The sequence below is a fragment of the Xenophilus sp. Marseille-Q4582 genome, from assembly GCF_916700565.1.
Taxonomy (GTDB): domain Bacteria; phylum Pseudomonadota; class Gammaproteobacteria; order Burkholderiales; family Burkholderiaceae_C; genus Xenophilus.
This window is the reverse complement of sequence record NZ_CAKAKO010000002.1, coordinates 594133-613992: the sequence shown is the minus strand read 5'-3', so window position 1 is coordinate 613992 and position 19860 is coordinate 594133. Positions and strand designations below refer to the sequence as shown.

The window sequence follows — 19860 nt, the reverse complement described above, 5'->3', positions numbered from 1 at the left end:
CTGCCGCCCGCGGCGCGGAGCCAGGCCGACGCGCGCATGGTGCCGCTGGAGCCCTTCACCAGCTCCAAGGCGCTGTCGCTGGGCGTCGAGCTGGAGCTGCAGCTGGTCAACACGCACGACTACGACCTCGCGCCCTACGCCGAGGACATGCTGCGCGGCATGGCCCAGTTCGACCTGCCCGGCAGCGTGGTGCCCGAGATGACCTCGAGCATGATCGAGATCTCCACCGACGTGTGCCACTCGGCCGAGGAGGTGCTCACGCAGCTCACGCCGATCCGCGACGCACTGGTGAAGACAGCCGACAAGCTCAACATCGCGGTGCTGGGCGGTGGCACGCATGCCTTCCAGCAGTGGCACGAGCGGCGCATCTACGACAAGCCGCGCTTCCAGGAGCTGTCGCAGCTGTACGGCTACCTGTCCAAGCAGTTCACCATCTTCGGCCAGCACGTGCACGTGGGCTGCCCCGACGCCGATTCGGCGCTGCTCATGCTGCACCGCATGAGCCGCTACATCCCGCACTTCATCGCGCTGTCGGCCTCCTCGCCCTTCGTGCAGGGGCAGGACACGGCCTTCGACTCCGCGCGGCTCAATTCGGTGTTCGCCTTCCCGCTGTCGGGCCGCGCGCCCTTCACGCTGAGCTGGAAGGAATTCGGCCACTACTTCGAGCGCATGACGCGCACCGGCGTGGTCAAGAGCATGAAGGACTTCTACTGGGACATCCGGCCCAAGCCCGAGTACGGCACGATCGAGATCCGCGTCTTCGACACCCCGCTCACGGTGGAGCGCGCCGCGGCGCTGGCCGGCTACGTGCAGGCGCTGGCCTCGTACTTCCTGCAGGAACAGCCCTTCATGCCCAGCGAGGACGACTACCTGGTCTACACCTACAACCGCTTCCAGGCCTGCCGCTTCGGGCTGGAAGCCGTGTACGTGGACCCGGCCACCGGCGACCACCTGCCGCTGCGCGAGCACATCCTGCGCACCATGACCCTGCTCGAGTCGCACGCCGCCACGTTGGACGCCACGCGCGCCTTCGCGCGCCTGCGCACCTCGGTGGAGGCGAGCCAGAACGACGCGCGCTGGCTGCGCGAACGCCAGGGCAAGGAGCGGCTGCTGGCCGAGGTGGTGCGGCAGGCCGGCATGCGCTTTCGCGCGAGCGAGGGCTGAGCCCGGCGCCGCCGCCAGGCCCGCTGCCAGGCCCGCCTCCAGACCGGCCCTCGCCGCCACGACGGCGCCTCCCGCACTTCGCTGCACGCGTCGGCTGTCGCCCGCGCCTCATGTGCGGGGCCCGGTCTTCGGGCCACTGCTGCGGGGGCATATCCCGGCCGTCGCCTATGCTTGGCCCATGACTTCTTCCGTGGGTGAATTCGACCTGATCGCGCGTTACTTCAAGCGCCCCGTGCGCCGCTCGCCCCTGGGCGGCGGCGATGACTGCGCGCTGCTGGCCCCCGCGCCCGGCATGCAGCTGGCCGTGTCCAGCGACATGCTGGTGGAAGGCCGCCACTTCCTGAGCACCGTGGACCCGACGAGCCTGGGCCACAAGGCGCTGGCCGTGAACCTCAGCGACCTGGCGGCCTGCGGCGCCGCGCCGCTGGGCTTCACATTGGCTTTGGCTTTGCCGGCCGTCGATGCGGCCTGGCTGGAAGGCTTCTCGGCCGGCCTGTACGCGCTGGCCGACGCCCATGGCTGCGAGCTGGTGGGCGGCGACACCACGCGCGGCCCGCTGAACATCTGCGTCACGGTGTTCGGCGAAGTGCCCGCGGGTGCCGCCCTGCTGCGCAGCGGCGCGCGGCCGGGCGACGAGCTGTGGGTCAGCGGCACGCTGGGCGATGCGCGGCTCGCGCTGGAAGCCTTTAGCGGCACGGTGCAGGTGCCGATGGAGGTCTTTGCCGCCGCGCGCGCGCGCATGGAACGGCCCACGCCCCGCGTGGCCCTGGGCCTGGCCCTGCGCGGCTTGGCGACCAGCGCCATCGACCTGAGCGACGGCCTGGCCGGCGACCTGGGCCATGTGCTGGCCGCCAGCGGCGTGGGCGCCACGGTGGATGCCGACGCGGCCGCCGCTTGCGTGGCGGCGCGGGCCACGCATCCCGCCCTGTTCGACGGCGCCACCTGGCGCCAGCTGGCCCTGTCCGGCGGCGACGACTACGAACTGGCCTTCACCGCCCCGGCCGAGGCGCATGACGCCGTGCTCGCCGCGGGCCGGGCCAGCGCCACGCCTGTCACGCGCATCGGCCGCATCGAGGCCGCGCCCGGCCTGCGCATCGTCGACGCGCAAGGCGCCGCGGTGGCGCAGCGCTTCGCCTCCTTCGATCACTTCGGCTGAGCCTGCGCGGGCTGGAGCGTGCGCGCCAGCGTGTCGACGAAGCTGCGCGCCGCGGCCGACAGCGAGCGGCCGCGCTTGGTCACGACCATCACGTCGCGCGACACGCGCGGCGCCGACAGCGGCCGCACCACCAGCGACGGATCGCCCGCCGCGCGCGCATAGGCCGAGGGCATCAGCGACGGGCCCATGCCGCTGGACGTCATCCATAGCGCGGTGGACAGGAAGGACACCTCGTTGAGCACCTCCAGCGCCACGCCCGCGCGCCCCGCCGTGGCGTCGATCAGCGGCCGGATGCCGTAGCCCGGGCGCACCGTGATGAGCGGCTGCCCCGCCAGATCGGCCCAGCGCACCGTGCGGCGCGCGGCCAGCGGGTGGTCGGCCCGGCACACCACGGCCAGGTGGTCGCGCAGCAGGGTCTGCGTGTCCACCTCGGCGCCCGGGCGCTCGGGCGTGCCGATGCCGAAGTCCGCCTGCTCGCCCAGCACGCGCGCGACGAACTGGTCGGGCGCGCAATCGTCGATCACCAGCCGCACCTGCGGATGCTCCACGCCGAAGCGGCGCACCGCCTCGGGCATGAGGAAGCCTGCCAGCGTGGGCGTGATGGCCACGCACACGCGGCCGCGCTCCAGCGTGCCCAGCTCGCGAAAGCCGGTGGTCAGCGCGTCCACGTCGCGCAGGATGCATGCGGCCATGGCCAGCATCTCTTCCGCGGCGGCCGTGGGCTGGAGCGAACGCGTGGTGCGGTCGAACAGCCGCGTGCCCAGGCCTTCCTCGAGCTGGCGGATCAGCATGCTCACGGCCGACTGCGTGACGAACAGCTTCTGCGCCGCCGCGCCCAGCTTGCGCAGCTGGTAGACCGCGACGAAGGCACGCAGCTGGCGGATGGTGGGGCTGAAACGCGGATTCATCAGCTTGTCTGAAATTTCATTCGTAATTTTTTAATTTACGGATGAATGAGGGAGAAGTCCAATCGTCCGCGGAGACAACACAGGAGCATCCGCATGAAAACATGCACATGGGCCCGCGTGGCCCGCCGGGCGCTGCTGCCGGCCGCGCTGGCGCTGGCCGGCGCGGCCCCGGCCCTGGCCCAGGCTCAGCCCCCGAGCCCCGCCGCCCCCTACCCCGACAAGCCCATCCGCATGGTCGTGACCTTCCCGCCCGGCGGCAGTGCCGACGCGGTGGTGCGCATGATCACCCCGCGGCTCAACCACAGCCTGGGCCAGGCCGTGGTGGTGGACAACCGGCCCGGCGCCGGCGGCAACGTGGGCCTGAGTGCCGTGGCCAAGGCCCCCGCGGACGGCTACACGCTGGGCGTGGGCGCGGCCGGCGCGCTGGCGGCCAACAGCAGCCTGTATGCGGACATGCCCTTCGACCCGCTCAAGGACTTCCGGCCCGTGGGCATGCTGGCCGCCATTCCCTTCGTGATCGTGGGCCACCCGAGCGTCGAGGCCAAGACGCTGCCCGAGCTCATCGCGCTGGCCAAGCGCCAGCCGGGCGGCCTGTCGATCGCGCATGGCGGCAACGGCACGGCCATGCACCTGTCGGCCGCCCTGTTCGAGCAGATGGCGGGCCTGAAACTGGTGGGCGTGCCCTACAAGGGCTCCGGCCCGGCCGCGCTCGCGGTGCTGGCCAACCAGGTGCCGCTGGCGGTGGTGGACCTGCCTTCGTCGCTGCAGCAGATCAAGGCCGGCAAGCTGGTGGCCTATGCGGTCACCAGCACGCAGCGCCTGCCCATGCTGCCCGAGGTGCCGACGGCGGCCGAAGCCGGCCTGCCCGGCTATGACGCCGTCGGCTGGTTCGGCGTCGTCGCGCCGGCCGGCACGCCCGAAGCCATCGTCGCGCGCCTGAACGCCGACATCGGCAGCGCGCTGAAGGATCCGCAGCTGCAGGTCGCCATGCGCAACCTGGGCGTGGAACCGGCGCCCGACAGCCCGGCCGATTTTTCCCGCTACATCCACGCGGAAACCCGCAAGTGGGCCCAGGTGATCCGCAGCGCCCAGATCAAGATCGACTGATTTCCCTCTTCTCCCATGACTTCCGACAACCGAACGGCCCTGGAGGCCGACGTGCTCATCGTGGGCGCCGGCCCGGTGGGCCTGACCCTGGCCATGGACCTGGCGTCGCGCGGCGCCACGGTGCTCATCGCCGAGACGCGCCATTACGCCGAGCCGCCCAGCGTCAAGTGCAACCATGTCTCGGCGCGCACGATGGAGCAGTTCCGCCGCCTGGGCGTGGCGCACAAGCTGCGCGCGGCCGGCCTGCCCGAGGACTACCCGAACGACGTGGTCTTTCGCACACGCATGACGGGCACCGAGCTCACGCGCATTCCGATCCCGTGCCGGCGCGACCGCTACACCGAGACCACGGGGCCCGACGGCTGGTGGCCCACGCCCGAGCCGCCGCACCGCATCAACCAGATCTACCTGGAGCCGATCCTGCTCGAACACACGGCGGCGCTGCCCGGCGTGACCTTGCTCAACCGCACGCAGGTCACCGGCTTCACGCAGGACGCGCAAGGCGTGCGCGCCGAGGCCGTGGACCTGGGCAGCGGCGCGGTGCGCACCCTGCGCGCGCGCTACCTGGTCGGCTGCGACGGCGGCAGCTCGGGCGTGCGCAAGGCCATCGGCGCCAGGCTCGAAGGCACGCCGGTCATCCAGCGCGTGCAGTCCACCTTCATCCGTGCGCCGCAACTGGGCGCGCTGGTCGACGGCCCACCGGCCTGGTGCTGCTACGCGGTCAACCCGGACCGCTGCGGCACCGTGTTCGCCATCGACGGCCACAGCACCTGGCTGGTCCACAACCACCTGCACGCCGAGGAGCCCGAGTTCGATTCGGTGGACCGCGACCGCGCGATCCGCGACATCCTGGGCGTGGACGCGGACTTCACGTACGAGGTCATCAGCAAGGAGGACTGGGTGGGCCGCCGCCTGGTGGCCAACCGCTTCCGCGACGGCCGCGTCTTCATCGCGGGCGATGCCGCGCACCTGTGGGTGCCCTACGCCGGCTATGGCATGAACGCCGGCATCGCCGACGCCCTGAACCTCGCCTGGCTGCTGGGGGCCTGCCTGCAGGGCTGGGGCGACGAGGCGATGCTGGACGCCTACGAGGCCGAGCGCCAGCCCATCACCGAGCAGGTCTCGAACTTCGCGATGGACCATGCGCAGAAGATGATCCGGGCCCGCCGCGCGGTGCCGCCGAACATCGAAGGCATCGACGCCGAGGCGGCCGCCGTGCGCGCCGAGGTGGGCCGCGAGGCCTACGAACTCAACGTGCAGCAGTTCTGCTGCGCGGGCCTGAACTTCGGCTACTACTACGCCGGCTCACCGCTGATCGCACACGAGGAGCAGGCGCCCCCGCCCTACACCATGGGCGATTTCACCCCCTCCACCGTGCCGGGCTGCCGGGCGCCGCACCTGTGGCTGGCCGACGGCCGCTCGCTGTACGACGCCTTCGGCCCCGGCTACACCCTGCTGCGCCGCGACCGGGCCGTGCCGGTGGACGCGCTGCTGGCCGCCGCCGCCCAGGCCGGCATGCCGCTGCAGCTGGTGGACCTGGCGGACGCGCGCGGGGCGCTGCCCGCCGCCTACACCCACGCCCTCACCCTGTGCCGGGCCGACCAGCACGTGGCCTGGCGCGGCGCCCGGCAGCCCGCCGACGCCGCCACGCTGGTGGCGCAGCTGTGCGGCCGCCGGGCCGCGTCGCCGCGCGGCGACGAGCCGATACCATCAGGGGCTTGCGCCGTGGGCTGAACCGCCCGCCCAGGCGCAGCGCTCCATGACGACCGACGCCGCTTCGCCTTCCCCCGCCCCGCGCCGCCCCAGCGCGCGCTTCCTGCTCTCGCACCCCGCCCACTTCATCGCGCTCGGCGCCGGCACGGGGCTGTCGCCCGTCGCGCCGGGCACGGCCGGCACGCTGTGGGCCTGGGTGGCGTTCCTGGTGATGCAGCAGTGGCTGTCGCCCGCCGCGCTGGGCGGGCTGATCCTGGCCGGCCTGCCCGTCGGCTGGTGGGCCTGCAGCGTGACGGCCCGGCACATGAACGTGGCCGACCCCGGCGCCATCGTGTGGGACGAGATCATCGCCTTCTGGCTCGTGCTGTGGCTGCTGATGCCGGCGGGCCCCTTCATGCAGGCCACCGCCTTCCTGCTGTTCCGCTTCTTCGATGCCGCCAAGCCCGGCCCCGTGGGCTGGGCCGACCAGCGCTTCAAGCCGCTGCCCGGCCAGCCGCGCTGGTGGCGCGCGGGCTGGGGCATCCTCTTCGACGACCTGGTCGCGGCCTTCTGCACGCTGCTGGCCATCGCCCTATTCATGCGCATGGGATGAGGCTGCCCATGTCCCCGACCTTCGACGACGACCTCCACGAACTCGACGTTCCCGCGCTGGTCGCGCACACGGCGCAGCTGCTGCAGGCCCGCGGCTGGATGCTGGCCACGGCCGAAAGCTGCACGGGCGGGCTGATCGCCGCCGCCTGCACCGAACTCGCCGGCTCCAGCGCCTGGTTCGAGCGCGGCTTCGTCACCTATTCCAACGAGGCCAAGGCCGAGCTGCTGGGCGTGGACCCGGCGCTGATCGCCGCCCATGGCGCCGTGAGCGATGCCGTGGCGCGGGCCATGGCCGAGGGTGCCGTGGCCCGTTCGCGCGCGCAGGTGGCGCTGTCGGTCACCGGCGTGGCCGGCCCCACGGGCGGCTCCCCCGAAAAGCCCGTAGGGACCGTGTGGTTGGGCTGGCAGTTGCAGGGCCAGGCGCGCACCGAGCGCCGCCGCTTCGACGGCGACCGTGCCACCGTGCGCAGCGCCACGGTGGAACATGCCTTGAGAACACTGGTACAACTGCTGCAACAAGCGCCCGCGCGCTGAACCTCGCGCCAGCGGCCGCCTGCCCGCCGCACCGCGGTCCCCCGCGCCTGCCGGGCGCCCGGCGCTGCCGTGTGCGCGCCCAAGGAGAACACCATGACCGACGTCCCCGCCCTGCACTTTTCCAACAACGTGGAAAGCCACCGCTACGAGGCCCACCACGGCGACAAGCTGGCCGCGTACGTGGAATACAGCCAGCTCGCCAACGGGGTGCTCTTCAGCCACACCGAGGTGCTGCCCGAGTTCGAAGGCCAGGGCGTGGGCTCGGCCATCGCCCGCCATGTGCTGGACAGCGCGCGCGCCGACGGCCAGGCCGTGATCCCGGCCTGCCAGTTCATCGCGGCCTACATCCGCAAGCACCGCGAGTACGTGGACCTGGTGCAGCCGCAGGTGCGCGCAGCGTTCAAGATCTGACGCGCAGGCTGCGTCGCCCCCGGATGGGCGGCGCGCGGACGGCAGCGCCGCGCTGCCCGGCGCTGCCGCTCAGAAGCGGTGCCGCACGCCCACCCCGAACGAGGTGCCGCTGTGCACGTCCGTCGCGCGGTCGTGCATCACGTTGGCGTAGAGGTCGGTGCGCTTGGACAGGAAATAGTCGTAGCCGACGGTGGCGGTGGTCCGCTTCGTCGCTTCACGGCCGGACTCGACCGGCCAGCCGGCCCATGAGGCATACAGCGGCATCTCGCGCTTCGTCTGCGCGACCGAGGCGGCGATGCGGCCCGCGCCGATCGGCGCCGACACGCCCAGCTGCACCGTCTTGAAGCGCTCTTCACTCAGCTCGCGCTTGGCTTCGCCATAGGTGAGGAAGAACTTGGCCCACTGGAAGTCGTAGCTGGCGCCCAGCATGCCGCTCTTTCGCACGTCGCCCCCCGCGATCAGGCTGGTGCCTGCGGGGTTGGCGATCTGCGCGCGCTCGTAGTAGGCCACCAGCGACAGCGGCCCGGCGCCGTACCAGACGTCGATGCCGTGGTTGTTGGCGTCGCGCAGGCCCGAGGTGCTCTGCTCGCCGAACTGGTAGTGCAGGTTGGCGCGAAAGCCCCCGAACGTGGGCGTGGAGTAGACGACCTGGTTGCTCCAGCCCGTGTCGGCCGTGTTGGTGGTGGTCGGGAAGCCCGCCGCCGACACCGCCGAATGCAGCACCAGCGGCGAGAAGGCGAAGGAATCGCCGAAGGGGTTGAACAGCACCGTGGGCAGGAAGTTGGGCGCCGACGAACGGCCCAGCGACAGCGTGCCGAAGCCGCCCGAGAGGCTCACGTTGGCATCGCGCGCAAAGAAGTTGTCGCCGTTGAAACGGCCCGCGTCCCCGGTGTCGATGCGGTAGAAGGCGCCGAGCTTGAAGCCGGCGGTGAGCCCGCCGCCCAGGTCCTCCGTGCCCGACAGCCCCCAGTACGAGGTGCTCATGCCCCCGCTACCCAGCACCGTCTTGCGGGCATCGCCCGCCATGCGGATGGAGCCCACATAGGCATCGGCAATGCCCGACAGCGTGACGCTGCTCTGGGCCCATGCACCCGTTGCGCACATCACGGCGGCCGCCATGCACCATTTCTTCATGTTTTCCTCGTGTCTGGTTGAAGAGGCACGAGGATTTGCAACTTGCGGGCCAGCCTGCGGAAGCCGCCCGCCACACCGGCGACGCAGGAGCGGCCTGCAAGAACCGCGAGCGCAGCGGCAGAAGCAGGCGCCTCAGAGCCTATTCAGCGTCTCCAAGGGATCGCGGAACAGGCGCTCAGACCACCGCCGGCACCATCGCCCCATCCATGGCGATGACTGCGCCCGTGATGTAGCTCGCGCGCGCCGACGCGAGGAACAGCACGGCATCGGCAATCTCGCGCGGCTCGGCCACACGGCCCAGGGGCTGGCGGCGATGGGCGCGGGCCAGCGCCTCCTCGGGGGAAATGCCCAGCAGCTGCGCTTCGGCCCGGGCGCCTTCGTGCAGGCGCTCGGTGGCCACCGGGCCCGGGTTCACCACGTTCACGCGCACGCCGCGCGATGCGTAGGCGTTGGCCAGCCCCGCGCTCGCCAGCATCAGCGCCGCATTGGCCGCCCCGCCGGCCAGGTGCGTGGGGCTGGCCACCTTGCCGCCGGCGCCCACCACGTTGACGATGGCGCCCGCACCGCGCGCGGCCATGCGCTTGACCAGCGGGTCCATGACGTGGACGTAGGTGAAGTATTTGGCCTCCATGGCCGCGTGCCACTTGGCGGCCGTGAGCTCGTCGGGCGGCGTGCGCCGCGCGGCGCCGGCCGCGTTGACGAGCACATCGACCGGCCCGTGGGCCTGCTCGATGCGATCGAGCGCCGCGACCGTGGCCTGCGCATCGCCCAGGTCGACCGGAAAGGTGGCGATCAGGCTGTCGGCATCGGCCCGCGCGTCCGTCAGGCTCAGCGCGGCCTGCGCCAGTGTGTCGGCGTTGCGCGCCACCAGGCTGACGCGGGCGCCCTCCTGCAAAAAGCCGCGGGCACAGGCCAGGCCGATGCCCTTGCTGCCGCCGGTGATGAGCACATGCTTGCCTGCGAGTTCGAGGTCCATGCGCGCATTGGGGCGCAAGGCCGGTGCGCTGTCAAATGGGCCCGCCAGTTCCCCGCCGGGGCGCAAGCCCGCTCAGCGCGCCGCCAGCGGACAGCGGCGGCCTGCGCTCAGGCCCCGTGGCACTTCTTGTACTTCTTGCCGCTCCCGCAGGGGCAGGGGTCGTTGCGGCCGGGCTCGTCGGCACGGCGCACGGCCTGCACGCGCGGGCCCAGGCTGCGCCAGAGCTGGCGCAGGTCGTACACGGCCCAGATGGCTTCGCCGAAATCGTTGAGGCGCTGCTCGCTCACCGTGGGCGGGCCGTTCTCGTCGTACATCGACAGCGCGGGCGGCGCGGTGTCGTCGCCGGCCAGCACCTCGATGGCTTCCAGGCCATCGGCCAGCATCTCGGCCACTTCCTTGTCGCGCGGCGGCGCCCAGTCCTCGGACCAGTGCTCGACGGCCGCGAGGAAGCCCAGCGCCCACACCTGGGCGAAGGACGGCAGCTCGCCATCGCCCGTGACCGCCTGCTCGCGCTCTTCCGCGGGCAAGGCCGCGATGGCGCCGCGCAGGTCCAGGCATTCGGGCTGGAAGCAGCGTTCGTCGTCCAGCGACTCCACCTTCTCGGCGTCGAGCGCATTCCGGATCTCGGCCCAGCGGCGCTTCCAGCGCCACACGAATTCCATGTGCTGCGCGGGCGAGAATTCGGGGCCGAACAGGGCCGGCCAGTATTCGTCCGCACCGACCTCGCGGCGTGTGCAGATCAGCGCCGTCATGAAGCCCTCGCAGAACTCCCATTGCGGCACGTCGTCGTCATGCGCGCGCATGGCGTCGAGCGCGTCGTCGAGGGCATCGAAATCTTCGGGGGTCAGCGCGGCCGTGGCCTGGGCTTCGGGGGCACTGGAGGAGGCGTTGGGGGTCGTCATGATGCGTGCCATTGTCCGTCCTATCATGCGGCGCCCGGTTCACCGACTTCTCCCACGGAGCCCCGATGCGTTCCCTGATGCGCCTGCTGTTCACGCGCTACACCGTCTTCGGCCTGTGCGTGGCCGGCCTGCTGGCCAGCCTGGCCGTGCTGCTGCGCCTGCCGCTGGCCTGGGGCGCCTGGCTGGGCGCCGCCGTGTTCGGCGTGCTCACGGCCACCGGCGTGCACGACCTGCGCCAGACCCGCCACGCCATCCTGCGCAACTATCCGGTCGCGGGCCACCTGCGCTTCCTGCTCGAGTACATCCGCCCCGAGATGCGGCAGTATTTCATCGAAAGCGACACCGAAGCCGCGCCCTTCTCGCGCGCGCAGCGCTCGCTGGTCTACCAGCGCGCCAAGGGCGACCCGGACAACCGCCCCTTCGGCACGCAGCTCAGCGTGTCGCTAACGGGCTACGAGTGGATCAACCATTCGATGGTGCCGACGCAGATCCCCAGCCACGACTTCCGCATCACCATCGGCGAGGGCTGCGCCCAGCCCTACAGCGCCAGCGTGTTCAACATCTCGGCGATGAGCTTCGGCGCGCTGTCGGCCAACGCCATCCGCGCGCTGAACCTGGGCGCCAAGCTGGGCGGCTTTGCGCATGACACGGGCGAAGGCTCCATCAGCGCCTACCACCGCGAACACGGCGGCGACCTGATCTGGGAGATCGGCTCGGGCTACTTCGGCTGCCGCGACGAGCGCGGCCGCTTCAGCGAGGAGCGCTTCATCGCCAACGCGCGCGACCCGCAGGTGAAGATGATCGAGATCAAGCTGAGCCAGGGCGCCAAGCCGGGCCACGGCGGCGTGCTGCCCGGCCCCAAAGTCTCGCCCGAAATTGCCGCCGCGCGCGGCGTGCCGGTGGGCGTGGACTGCATCTCGCCCTCGTCCCACAGCGCCTTTTCCACGCCGCTGGAGATGATGGCCTTCATCGCGCGGCTGCGCGAACTGTCGGGCGGCAAGCCGGTGGGGTTCAAGCTGTGCATCGGCCACCCCTGGGAATGGTTCGCCATCGTCAAGGCCATGCAGCAAAGCGGCATCACGCCCGACTTCATCGTGGTCGACGGGGCCGAGGGCGGCACCGGGGCAGCCCCTGTGGAGTTCATCGACCACGTGGGCGTGCCGCTGCAGGAAGGGCTTTCGCTGGTGCACAACACGCTGGTGGGCGTGAACCTGCGCCAGCGCGTGAAGATCGGCTGCGCGGGCAAGGTGATCACGGCCTTCGACGTCGCGCGCATGATGGCGCTGGGCGCCGACTGGTGCAATTCGGCGCGCGGCTTCATGATGGCGCTGGGCTGCATCCAGGCGCAGGCCTGCCACACCGGCCACTGCCCCACGGGCGTGACCACGCAGGATGCGCGGCGCCAGCAGGCGCTGGTGGTGCCCGACAAGGCCAGCCGCGTGCACAACCTGCACCGCGCCACGCTGCATGCGCTGCAGGAGCTGGTGCAGGCCGCGGGGCTGTCCCACCCGCAGGAAATCACGGCCCACCACATCGTGCGGCGCATCTCCGACACCGAGGTGCGGCTGCTGTCGAACCTGGTGATGCAGGTGCAGCCGGGCGCGCTGCTGGGCCCGCTGGACGCGCAGCACAACGTGTTCCGCAGCTACTGGCCGCTGGCCAGCGCGCACAGCTTCCAGGCGCAGCCGCTGCCCGTGCCCGCGGCGCCGGCTGCGCTGGCGGCCGCGGCCTGAGCCCCGCGGCCACGCTGGGGCCGCAAAGCGGACGGTCCCGCCGGCGAAAGCGGGCGGTGCGCACTTTGCTATCGTCGCGGGCGTGAGAGGACACGCATGAATCCGCTGCGACGACCGCGCAGCCCGCAGGCCCGACGCGGCCCCGCGAGCACGCCCGCCGCCCTGGGCGCACAGCCCGAACCCGCGCCGGGCCATGAGGACTACAGCGCCTTCCTGCGCCGCATGCTGCCGCAGCAGGCCACGGGCGTGGCCGCCCACCGCATCGGCGGCGAGCGCGTGTGGCTCAAGAAGGCCGGGCCGCGCCACAGCCGCCTGCGCTACCGGCTGCTGGCGCTGATCGCGCGCACGCTGCGGCTGGACATGCTCACGCCCGTGCCCAACCTGGGCGGGGAAGCCGCCATCGCCACCGAAGCGCGCCGCCTGCGCGCGCTGGCCGAATCGGGCCTGCGCGTGCCGCGCGTGCTGGCCCAAACGCGCGAGGGCCTGCTGATCTCGGACCTCGGGCAGGAGGGCCGCGCCGCGACCGTGTTCAACGAACGGCTGGAGCAGGCGGTGGCCCAGGGCCCGGTCGCGCTGCTGGCCGCCTGGCGCGAAGGGCTGCGCGCCATCGCGGCCGTGCATGCGCGCGGCGCCTACCTGAGCCAGGCCTTCGCGCGCAACCTCATGCACTGCCCCGACGGCGTGATCGGCTTCATCGACTTCGAGGACGACCCGGGCGAGGTGCTGTCGCTGGCCGAATGCCAGGCGCGCGACTGGCTGAGCTACCTGCATTCCACCGCGCTGCTGATCGACGCCGCCGCGCCGCAGGCCGCGCGCGCCGACTGGCACGCCGCGCTGGCGCCGGCCGACCCCGAGGTGCGCCACCGCATCGCCATCGCGGCGCAGCGCATGCGCTGGCTGCGCCGGCTGCCGCGCGGGCGCCGCTGGGGCCGCGACACCCAGCGCGTGCGCGCGGTGGCGCGGCTGCTGGCGCAGTGGCACCTGAGCCCGGCATCCAGCTCCTGACACGACGCCCCCGAGGACATCCGCCATGACCCTGCCTCCCACCCCGCCCACCGGCCTGCACGAAGGCGGCTGCGCCTTCGCCGACGGCGCCTACGTGCCGCTGTCGGAAGCGAAGGTCTCGCTGTTCGACTGGGGCTTCACCCGCTCCGACGCCACCTACGACGTGGCCAGCACCTGGGAGGGCGCCTTCTTCCGGCTCGACACGCACATGGACCGCTTCTTCGCCAGCCTGGAGAAGATGCGCATGTCGATCCCGTACAGCCGCGAGGCGCTGCGCGCCATCCTGCACGGCTGCGTGCGCGCCTCGGGCCTGAAGGACTGCTACGTCGCGATGGTGTGCACGCGCGGCGTGCCGCCTCCCACGAAGTACGGCGCGCGCGACCCGCGGCTGGCCGAGAACCGCTTCTACGCCTATGCCCTGCCCTACGTGTGGATCGCCTCGCCCGACAAGCAGCGCGAGGGCATCGACCTGCACATCAGCGAGCGCGTGCGCATCGCACCCGAGTCGGTCGACCCGACGGTGAAGAACTACCACTGGATCGACCTGGTGCAGTCGCTGTTCGACGCCTACGACCGCGGCCGCGACACGAGCTGCGTGGTCGATGCGCAGGGCAACGTGGCCGAGGGGCCGGGCTTCAACGTCTTCATCGTCAAGGACGGCGAGGTGCGCACGGCCGACCGCGGCGTGCTGGAAGGCGTCTCGCGCCGCACGGTGATCGAGCTGTGCGGAAAGCTGGGCATCCCGCTGCGGGTGGCGCCGCTGCCGGTGGCCGAGGTGCGCGCGGCCGACGAGGTGTTCCTCAGCTCCACCGGCGGCGGCGTGCTGCCCATCGCGAAGCTCGACGGCGTGCCGCTGCCGTGCTTTCCCGGCCCCGTCACGCAGCGCCTGCACGACGCCTACTGGGCGCTGCGCAAGGAGCCGGCGTACCGCGACGAGGTGGACTACGGCTGAGGCCAGCGCGGCGCCACCGTGGCGCCCACGCGGGCCAGCCGGCGCGCCAGAGCGAGCACGGCCTTGTCCTTGCTCAGCAGCCAGGCGCCGTGCGCGGCGGCCAGGTCGACGAAGCGCTGGTCGTCCGGGTCCTTGCAGGTGAAGGGGGCCTTGGCCGCCGGCTCGGCGATGCGCGCATGGCGGTCGAAGCGCGCCAGCACCGCCTCGGCGCTGAGCGCGTGGTGCGCCAGGCGCGGCGCGATCTGCGGGTAGGCCAGCACCCGGGCCAGCTCGCCGCGCATCTCGGCGGTGGCGATCCAGCGCAGCGCCCCCGCTTCCAGCGCAGCGCGCAAACCGGCCGCCGCCTCGTCGGCGAAGACGAAGAGGTCGAGCACGATGTTGGTGTCGAGGACGACGGCGGGCGCGTGCGTCACGGCTTCTCGCGCGCCGAGCCGGCCACCATGTCGAAGCGCAGCAGGCGGCACTCGATGGGGCCGTTCCACATCGGCACGCGGCGCGACTCCTTCAGGCGCATGCGCTGCGGCAGCTTCATGTCGGGCGTGAGCACCCAGGCGGTCCAGCCGGCGTAGTGCTTCTTCCAGTGGGCGGCGAGGCGGGCGAAGAACTCGCCGCCGTCGTCCCCGGTCTGCGCCGTCTCGCGCGCGCCGCGGCCGGCGCCGGCGAAGCCGCCGGGCGCGATGCGCTCGCCGTAGGGCGGGTTCAGCAGCATCACGCCGGGCCGCTCCGAGGGCGGCATGCGCTGCAGCGCGTCGCCGCCGCGCAACTGCACGCGGCCGGCCACGCCCGCGCGCTCGGCGTTGCGCTGCGCGAAGTCGACCATGCGGTGCGAGACGTCGCTGCCGAAGATGAGTACCTCGCGCATCGCCGCCGCAGTGGCCGCGGCCTGCGCCTCGGCCCGCAGGGCGGCCCACGGCTCGGCCCGGTGCGGCAGCAGGCGCTCGAAGCCGAAGCGGCGCTGGCCGCCGGCGGGCAGGCCGGCGGCGATCTGCGCGGCCTCGATGGGCAGCGTGCCGCTGCCGCAGCAAGGGTCGTACAGGGGCAGGTCGGCCACGGCGCCGGTCTCCGGGTCCCACCAGCCGCTGGCGGCGAGCATGGCGGCGGCCAGCGTCTCCTTGAGCGGCGCATCGCCCTTGTCGGTGCGCCAGCCGCGCTTGAACAGGGCCTCGCCGCTGGTGTCGATCGACAGGCTCAGCCGGTCGGCCGCGAGGTGCGCGAACACGCGCACGTCGGGGCTGCGCGTCTCGATGCTGGGCCGCACGCCGCCGGCCCGGGCGCGGAAGCGGTCGGCGACCGCGTCCTTGATGCGCAGGGTGGCGAAGTTCAGGCTCTTGAGCGGGCTGCCGGCGGCGGTGGTCTCGACCTTGAAGGTCTGGCGCGGGGTGAACCAGGCCTCCCAGGCGACCGCGCCGGCGGCCGCGTACAGATCGTCCTCGCTGCGGTAGGGGGCGTGCGCCAGTTCCACCAGCACGCGCTGCGCGAGGCGGCTCTTGAGGTTGAGCGCCAGCACGTCGCGCCAGGCGGCGTGCACGCGCACGCCGGCGCGCAGCACCTGCAGGTCGGCGCCGGCGCGGCCGGTGATGGCATGCACCTCCTGCGCAAGGAAGTCCTCCACGCCGGCGGCGCAGGGCAGGAAAAGGGAAAGGTCGTTCACGAAGCGGCGGCGGTCGGCGGGGTGGCGATTGTCGCCGCGGGCCGGCCGGCGGCCTTCAGGCCGAGCCGGCGCGCCAGCTTGTGCAGGTTGCTGGCGTCCAGCCCGAGCGCGCGCGCGGCGGCGGCCCAGTGGCCCTGGTGGGCGGCCAGCGCCTCGTGGATCGCCTGGCGCTGGCAGGCCTCGACCTGCCGGCGCAGGCTGCCGGCGACGGCGGCGGGCGGCAGCGGCGCCGCACCCGGCGGCGCGGGCGGCAGCACCGACGGGTCCAGGTCCAGCAGCTCCGGCGCCAGGGTCACGATGTCGGTACGCGCCGCGCCGCGGCTGACGGCCTTGAGCGCGGCGCGGCTGATCACGTGCTCCAGCTCGCGCACGTTGCCCGGCCAGGGGTAGCTGCGCAGCGCCTCCTCGGCGGCGGCCGACAGCCGCAGGCTGCGCAGCCCCAGCCGCGCGCAGTTGAGTTCGAGGAAACGGCCCGCCAGCAGCAGCACGTCGCTGCCGCGCTCGCGCAGCGGCGGGATGGGGATCGGGTAGACCGACAGGCGGTGGTACAGGTCGGCGCGGAAGGCGCCGTCGCGCACCTGGTCGCGCAGGCTGCGGTTGGTGGCGGCGATCACGCGCACGTTCACCTTGCGCGGCTGGTCGGCGCCCAGGCGCTGGATCTCGCCGTTCTGCAGCGTGCGCAGCAGCTTGGCCTGGATCGCCAGCGGCAGCTCGCCCACCTCGTCGAGGAACAGCGTGCCGCCCTCGGCCGCCTCGAAGCGGCCGGGCCGGTCGCCCACTGCGCCGGAGAAGGCGCCGCGCACGTGGCCGAACAGCTCGCTCTCGGCCAGCGACTCGGGCAGCGCCGCGCAGTTGACGTGCACCATCGGCCCGCGCGCGCGCCGCGACAGGCGGTGCAGCCGGTGCGCGAACAGCTCCTTGCCCACGCCCGTCTCGCCCAGCAGCAGCACGGGCAGCTCGGAGTCGGCCACCACCTGCAGCTCGTGCAGCAGGTGGGCGATGGCCTCGCTCTGGCCGACGATCTCGCCCTCCTCGCGCGAGGCCGCGCCGCCGGCCGCCAGCACGCCGGCCGACTGCTGCGCGGCGGCGCGCAGCGCCAGCTCCAGCCGCGACACGCGCACGGCCGCCTCGACCAGCGGCTGCAGCTGCGCCAGTTCGAGCTGCATGGCCTCGTCGAAGGTGCCCACGGTCAGCGCGTCCAGCGTCAGCACGCCCCAGCGCTGGCCTTCCAGGTCCAGCGCCACGCCCATGCAGTCGTGCACGTGCAGCGGCTCGCCGGCGCGCTCGATCACCAGGCCGTCGTAGGGGTCGGGCAGGCCGCTGTCGTGGTGGAAGCAGGTGACCTCGCGCCGCTGCAGGATGGCCGCCAGCCGCGGGTGCTCCTTGATCGCGAAGCGCCGGCCGAGCGCGTCGCTGGTCAGGCCGTCCACCGCCACGGGGCGCAGCAGCTCGCCCTCGCCGTCCAGCCGCAGCAGGGCCACCGCGCCGCAGCGGAAGTGCAGGCGCAAGGTCTCGACCAGCCGCTGCGAGCGCACGGCCACCGGCAGGTCGGCCGCCAGGTCGGCCAGCAGCAGGGCGTGGACGGGGTTCATGGTGATAAATACCTCTCAGGGTCTTTATGACCTTCTTGAGCAATGGTGATTTTAACCATCACTTTTACAACCCATTGAATGCAAAGGGATTTTTTCTGGCGCGCGCCATGCAAGGAAGAAGGCATCCACACAACCGACCGAGAGAGTTTCATCATGTCCCCGCGACGTCTTCTCCCCATCGCCGTGGCCATCGCCGCATTGGTGTGCGCGACGGCGGTCCCGGCCCAGCAGGCGGGCGCGCCCGCCGCCACCCCGGCGCAGGCCGCGCAGGCCGCCGTCAAGCGCTTCGTGCTGCACACCAACATCGTGGACGGCAAGATGGTCTACGTGGACGACAAGGGCGCCGTCAACCCCACGCTGAACGCGGCGGTGGGCGACACGGTAGAGATCCTGCTCGACAGCGGCGAGGGCGCCGAGCACGACCTGGTCATCACCGAGCTGAACGTGGCCTCGCCCAAGTTCAGCGCGGGCACCGGCCGCCAGAGCGTGCGCTTCCAGGTCACGCAGCCGGGCGAGTTCAGCTACTTCTGCTCGGTGCCCGGCCACCGGCAGATCGGCATGGAGGGCAAGCTGCGCGTGACGGGCGAGGCCGTGGCCGCCAGCCCGGCCCGCGCCTCCACCGACGCGGCCCTGGCGCTGTACACGCCCGCGCCGGTGCCGCAGCGCGGGGCCGACCCGGCGGCGGTGGACGTCTCCGCCGATCCGGCCAAGGTGCCGCCGGCCATCGGCGCGCGCGCGCCGCAGACGCAGAAGGTGCGCCTGGAGACGGTGGAGCTGGCCGGCAAGCTCGACGACGGCACCAGCTTCACCTACTGGACCTTCGATCGCCAGGTGCCCGGCCCGATGCTGCGCGCCCGCGTCGGCGACACCATCGAACTGACGCTGGCCAACGCCAAGGACAGCAAGGCGATCCACTCCATCGACCTGCACGCGGTGACCGGCGGCCACGGCGGCGGCGAGCACACGCAGGTGGCGCCGGGCACCGAGAAGACCATCACCTTCAAGGCGCTCAACCCCGGCCTGTACGTCTACCACTGCGCCACGCCGCTGGTGCCGCAGCACATCGCCGCGGGCATGTACGGAATGATCCTGGTCGAGCCCGAGGCGGGCCTGGCCAAGGTGGACCGCGAGTACTACGTGATGCAGGGCGACATGTACACGCACCGGCCCTTCGGCGCCAAGGTGCACCAGGAGCCCGACCTGGACAAGATGTCCAACGAGCTGCCCGACTACTACGTCTTCAACGGCGCCGTCGGCGCGCTCAGCAAGACGCACAAGCTGCAGGCCAGGGTCGGCGAGACGGTGCGCATCTACTTCGGCGTGGGCGGCCCGAACAAGGTGGCCTCCTTCCACGTCATCGGCGAGATCTTCGACAAGGTCTACAGCGAGGCCTCGCTCACCGGCCTGAAGAACGACGTGCAGACCACGCTGGTCGCACCGGGCGGCGCCACCATCGTCGAGCTCAAGGTCGAGCACCCCGGCAGCTACCTGCTGGTGGACCACGCGCTCTCGCGCACCGCCAAGGGCGCGGTCGGCGTGCTCGAAGTCACCGGCGAGGGCGTGCCCGGCGTCTACAAGCCCCGGAAGCTCTGAGCAGGCCGGCGCCCCACGTACCCACCCCACCAAGGAGACCCCCATGGACTACCTCGACCAATCGCTGGGCCAACTGGCCCGCCGCATCCCGGGCGCGACGCGCCTGTTCGACCAGCACCACCTGGACTTCTGCTGCGCGGGCAACCGCACGCTGCGCACGGCGGCGCAGGACCTCGGCATCGCGGCCGAGCCGATCGCCGCCGAGCTGCAGGCGCTGCAGCAGCGCACCGAGGCCGGCGCCGCGCAGGACTGGAGCACGGCCACCGACACCGAGCTGGTCGACCACATCCTGGCGCGCTACCACGCGGTGCACCGCGAGCAGCTGCCCGAGCTGATCCGCCTGGCGCGCAAGGTCGAGCAGGTGCACGGCGAGCGCGCCGACTGCCCGCACGGCCTGGCCGACCACCTGGAAGCGATGGCGCAGGAGCTGGAGAGCCACATGCGCAAGGAGGAAGCGGTACTGTTCCCCATGTTCGCCCGCGGCCAGGGCCGCATGGCGGGCATGCCCATCGGCGTGATGCGCGCGGAGCACGACAGCCACGGCGCCGAGCTGCGCCGCCTGGCCGAGCTGACGAACGACATCGCCGCGCCGCAGGGCGCCTGCACCACCTGGCGCGCGCTGTACGCCGGCCTGCGCACCTTCCGCGAGGACCTGATGGCGCACATCCACACCGAAAACAACATCCTGTTCGAGCGCTTCGCGCCCGCGCAGGTGCACTGAACGCATCCCACGAGGAG

The 19860-nt window shown here is 72.3% G+C and carries 19 protein-coding genes; 12 read left to right on the top strand and 7 right to left on the bottom strand.

Annotated features, from left to right (window positions below):
• Nucleotides 1–39 precede the first annotated feature (39 nt).
• Both LG388_RS08075 and thiL read left to right on the top strand, forming a co-directional pair.
• Nucleotides 40–1164 carry a YbdK family carboxylate-amine ligase gene (locus LG388_RS08075; protein ID WP_225782759.1) on the top strand — a complete coding sequence of 375 codons (1125 nt, stop codon included), beginning with the start codon at nt 40–42 and terminating at the stop codon, nt 1162–1164.
• A 190-nt stretch (nt 1165–1354) separates the two neighbouring features.
• Nucleotides 1355–2320, top strand: coding sequence for a thiamine-phosphate kinase (gene thiL, locus LG388_RS08070; protein ID WP_225782758.1), 966 nt, complete (start codon nt 1355–1357; stop codon nt 2318–2320).
• On the opposite strand, the gene LG388_RS08065 is transcribed toward thiL, so the two are convergent.
• Nucleotides 2308–3228 (bottom strand): LysR family transcriptional regulator, encoded by a 921-nt coding sequence (locus LG388_RS08065; protein ID WP_225782343.1) that lies wholly within the window; start codon nt 3226–3228, stop codon nt 2308–2310. The two genes, thiL and LG388_RS08065, sit on opposite strands and share 13 nt — an antisense overlap.
• A gap of 93 nt (nt 3229–3321) precedes the next feature.
• On the opposite strand from LG388_RS08065, the gene LG388_RS08060 reads away from it, so the two are divergent.
• From LG388_RS08060 to LG388_RS08040, 5 genes are all read left to right on the top strand, one after another.
• On the top strand, nt 3322–4335 hold the full coding sequence (locus LG388_RS08060; protein WP_225782342.1) for a tripartite tricarboxylate transporter substrate binding protein: 1014 nt from the start codon (nt 3322–3324) through the stop codon (nt 4333–4335).
• A gap of 15 nt (nt 4336–4350) precedes the next feature.
• Entirely contained in the window at nt 4351–6069 is a 1719-nt protein-coding gene (locus LG388_RS08055; RefSeq protein ID WP_225782341.1) for an FAD-dependent oxidoreductase, read from the top strand.
• Between the two features lie 25 nt (nt 6070–6094).
• On the top strand, nt 6095–6640 hold the full coding sequence (locus LG388_RS08050) for a phosphatidylglycerophosphatase A (protein ID WP_225782340.1): 546 nt from the start codon (nt 6095–6097) through the stop codon (nt 6638–6640).
• An 8-nt stretch (nt 6641–6648) separates the two neighbouring features.
• Entirely contained in the window at nt 6649–7173 is a 525-nt protein-coding gene (locus tag LG388_RS08045) for a CinA family protein (protein WP_225782339.1), read from the top strand.
• Nucleotides 7174–7266: 93 nt separating this feature from the next.
• The gene (locus tag LG388_RS08040) at nt 7267–7584 is read left to right on the top strand and encodes a GNAT family N-acetyltransferase (protein ID WP_225782338.1); all 318 of its coding nucleotides are present in this window, start codon (nt 7267–7269) and stop codon (nt 7582–7584) included.
• Between the two features lie 69 nt (nt 7585–7653).
• Here the strand turns inward: LG388_RS08040 and LG388_RS08035 are convergent, their stop codons facing one another.
• The 3 genes from LG388_RS08035 to LG388_RS08025 all read right to left on the bottom strand — a co-directional run bounded on the left by LG388_RS08035 (nt 7654) and on the right by LG388_RS08025 (nt 10596).
• Entirely contained in the window at nt 7654–8718 is a 1065-nt protein-coding gene (locus LG388_RS08035; RefSeq protein WP_225782337.1) for a porin, read from the bottom strand.
• A 175-nt stretch (nt 8719–8893) separates the two neighbouring features.
• Nucleotides 8894–9694, bottom strand: a complete 801-nt coding sequence (locus LG388_RS08030; protein ID WP_225782336.1) for an SDR family oxidoreductase — start codon at nt 9692–9694, stop codon at nt 8894–8896.
• A gap of 107 nt (nt 9695–9801) precedes the next feature.
• Complete coding sequence (locus tag LG388_RS08025) at nt 9802–10596, bottom strand: YecA family protein (RefSeq protein ID WP_225782335.1); 795 nt, start codon at nt 10594–10596, stop codon at nt 9802–9804.
• Nucleotides 10597–10661: 65 nt separating this feature from the next.
• Between LG388_RS08025 and LG388_RS08020 the strand changes: the two genes are divergently transcribed.
• From LG388_RS08020 to LG388_RS08010, 3 genes are all read left to right on the top strand, one after another.
• Complete coding sequence (locus tag LG388_RS08020) at nt 10662–12329, top strand: FMN-binding glutamate synthase family protein (protein WP_225782334.1); 1668 nt, start codon at nt 10662–10664, stop codon at nt 12327–12329.
• 96 nt (nt 12330–12425) lie between these two features.
• The gene (locus tag LG388_RS08015) at nt 12426–13334 is read left to right on the top strand and encodes a hypothetical protein (protein WP_225782333.1); all 909 of its coding nucleotides are present in this window, start codon (nt 12426–12428) and stop codon (nt 13332–13334) included.
• A 25-nt stretch (nt 13335–13359) separates the two neighbouring features.
• Nucleotides 13360–14286 (top strand): aminotransferase class IV, encoded by a 927-nt coding sequence (locus LG388_RS08010; RefSeq protein ID WP_225782332.1) that lies wholly within the window; start codon nt 13360–13362, stop codon nt 14284–14286.
• Here LG388_RS08010 and LG388_RS08005 read toward each other — a convergent pair.
• The 3 genes from LG388_RS08005 to norR are packed head-to-tail and all read right to left on the bottom strand — an operon-like array spanning nt 14277 to nt 17529.
• A complete protein-coding gene (locus LG388_RS08005) occupies nt 14277–14699 on the bottom strand; it encodes a putative toxin-antitoxin system toxin component, PIN family (RefSeq protein WP_225782331.1) in 423 nt (140 codons plus the stop codon). The genes LG388_RS08010 and LG388_RS08005 overlap by 10 nt on opposite strands.
• Nucleotides 14696–15937, bottom strand: coding sequence for a class I SAM-dependent RNA methyltransferase (locus LG388_RS08000; RefSeq protein WP_225782330.1), 1242 nt, complete (start codon nt 15935–15937; stop codon nt 14696–14698). Before LG388_RS08000 ends, LG388_RS08005 begins: the two co-directional genes overlap by 4 nt.
• Complete coding sequence (norR, locus tag LG388_RS07995) at nt 15934–17529, bottom strand: nitric oxide reductase transcriptional regulator NorR (RefSeq protein ID WP_225782329.1); 1596 nt, start codon at nt 17527–17529, stop codon at nt 15934–15936. The genes LG388_RS08000 and norR overlap by 4 nt, the downstream gene beginning before the upstream one ends.
• Before the next feature lie 153 nt (nt 17530–17682).
• On the opposite strand from norR, the gene nirK reads away from it, so the two are divergent.
• Both nirK and ytfE read left to right on the top strand, forming a co-directional pair.
• Nucleotides 17683–19122 carry a copper-containing nitrite reductase gene (gene nirK, locus LG388_RS07990; RefSeq protein ID WP_225782328.1) on the top strand — a complete coding sequence of 480 codons (1440 nt, stop codon included), beginning with the start codon at nt 17683–17685 and terminating at the stop codon, nt 19120–19122.
• A 43-nt stretch (nt 19123–19165) separates the two neighbouring features.
• Complete coding sequence (gene ytfE, locus LG388_RS07985) at nt 19166–19843, top strand: iron-sulfur cluster repair protein YtfE (RefSeq protein WP_225782327.1); 678 nt, start codon at nt 19166–19168, stop codon at nt 19841–19843.
• Nucleotides 19844–19860: the final 17 nt, after the last annotated feature.

Coding starts and splice junctions, on each gene's coding strand:
- LG388_RS08065 (WP_225782343.1), bottom strand. CDS start 3,228: ATGAATCCGCGTTTCAGCCCCACCATCCGCCAGCTGCGTGCCTTCGTC.
- LG388_RS08040 (WP_225782338.1), top strand. CDS start 7,267: ATGACCGACGTCCCCGCCCTGCACTTTTCCAACAACGTGGAAAGCCAC.
- LG388_RS08025 (WP_225782335.1), bottom strand. CDS start 10,596: ATGACGACCCCCAACGCCTCCTCCAGTGCCCCCGAAGCCCAGGCCACG.
- norR (WP_225782329.1), bottom strand. CDS start 17,529: ATGAACCCCGTCCACGCCCTGCTGCTGGCCGACCTGGCGGCCGACCTG.
- LG388_RS08050 (WP_225782340.1), top strand. CDS start 6,095: ATGACGACCGACGCCGCTTCGCCTTCCCCCGCCCCGCGCCGCCCCAGC.
- LG388_RS08060 (WP_225782342.1), top strand. CDS start 3,322: ATGAAAACATGCACATGGGCCCGCGTGGCCCGCCGGGCGCTGCTGCCG.
- LG388_RS08010 (WP_225782332.1), top strand. CDS start 13,360: ATGACCCTGCCTCCCACCCCGCCCACCGGCCTGCACGAAGGCGGCTGC.
- LG388_RS08035 (WP_225782337.1), bottom strand. CDS start 8,718: ATGAAGAAATGGTGCATGGCGGCCGCCGTGATGTGCGCAACGGGTGCA.
- LG388_RS08030 (WP_225782336.1), bottom strand. CDS start 9,694: ATGGACCTCGAACTCGCAGGCAAGCATGTGCTCATCACCGGCGGCAGC.
- nirK (WP_225782328.1), top strand. CDS start 17,683: ATGTCCCCGCGACGTCTTCTCCCCATCGCCGTGGCCATCGCCGCATTG.
- LG388_RS08055 (WP_225782341.1), top strand. CDS start 4,351: ATGACTTCCGACAACCGAACGGCCCTGGAGGCCGACGTGCTCATCGTG.
- LG388_RS08015 (WP_225782333.1), top strand. CDS start 12,426: ATGAATCCGCTGCGACGACCGCGCAGCCCGCAGGCCCGACGCGGCCCC.
- LG388_RS08045 (WP_225782339.1), top strand. CDS start 6,649: ATGTCCCCGACCTTCGACGACGACCTCCACGAACTCGACGTTCCCGCG.
- LG388_RS08020 (WP_225782334.1), top strand. CDS start 10,662: ATGCGTTCCCTGATGCGCCTGCTGTTCACGCGCTACACCGTCTTCGGC.
- ytfE (WP_225782327.1), top strand. CDS start 19,166: ATGGACTACCTCGACCAATCGCTGGGCCAACTGGCCCGCCGCATCCCG.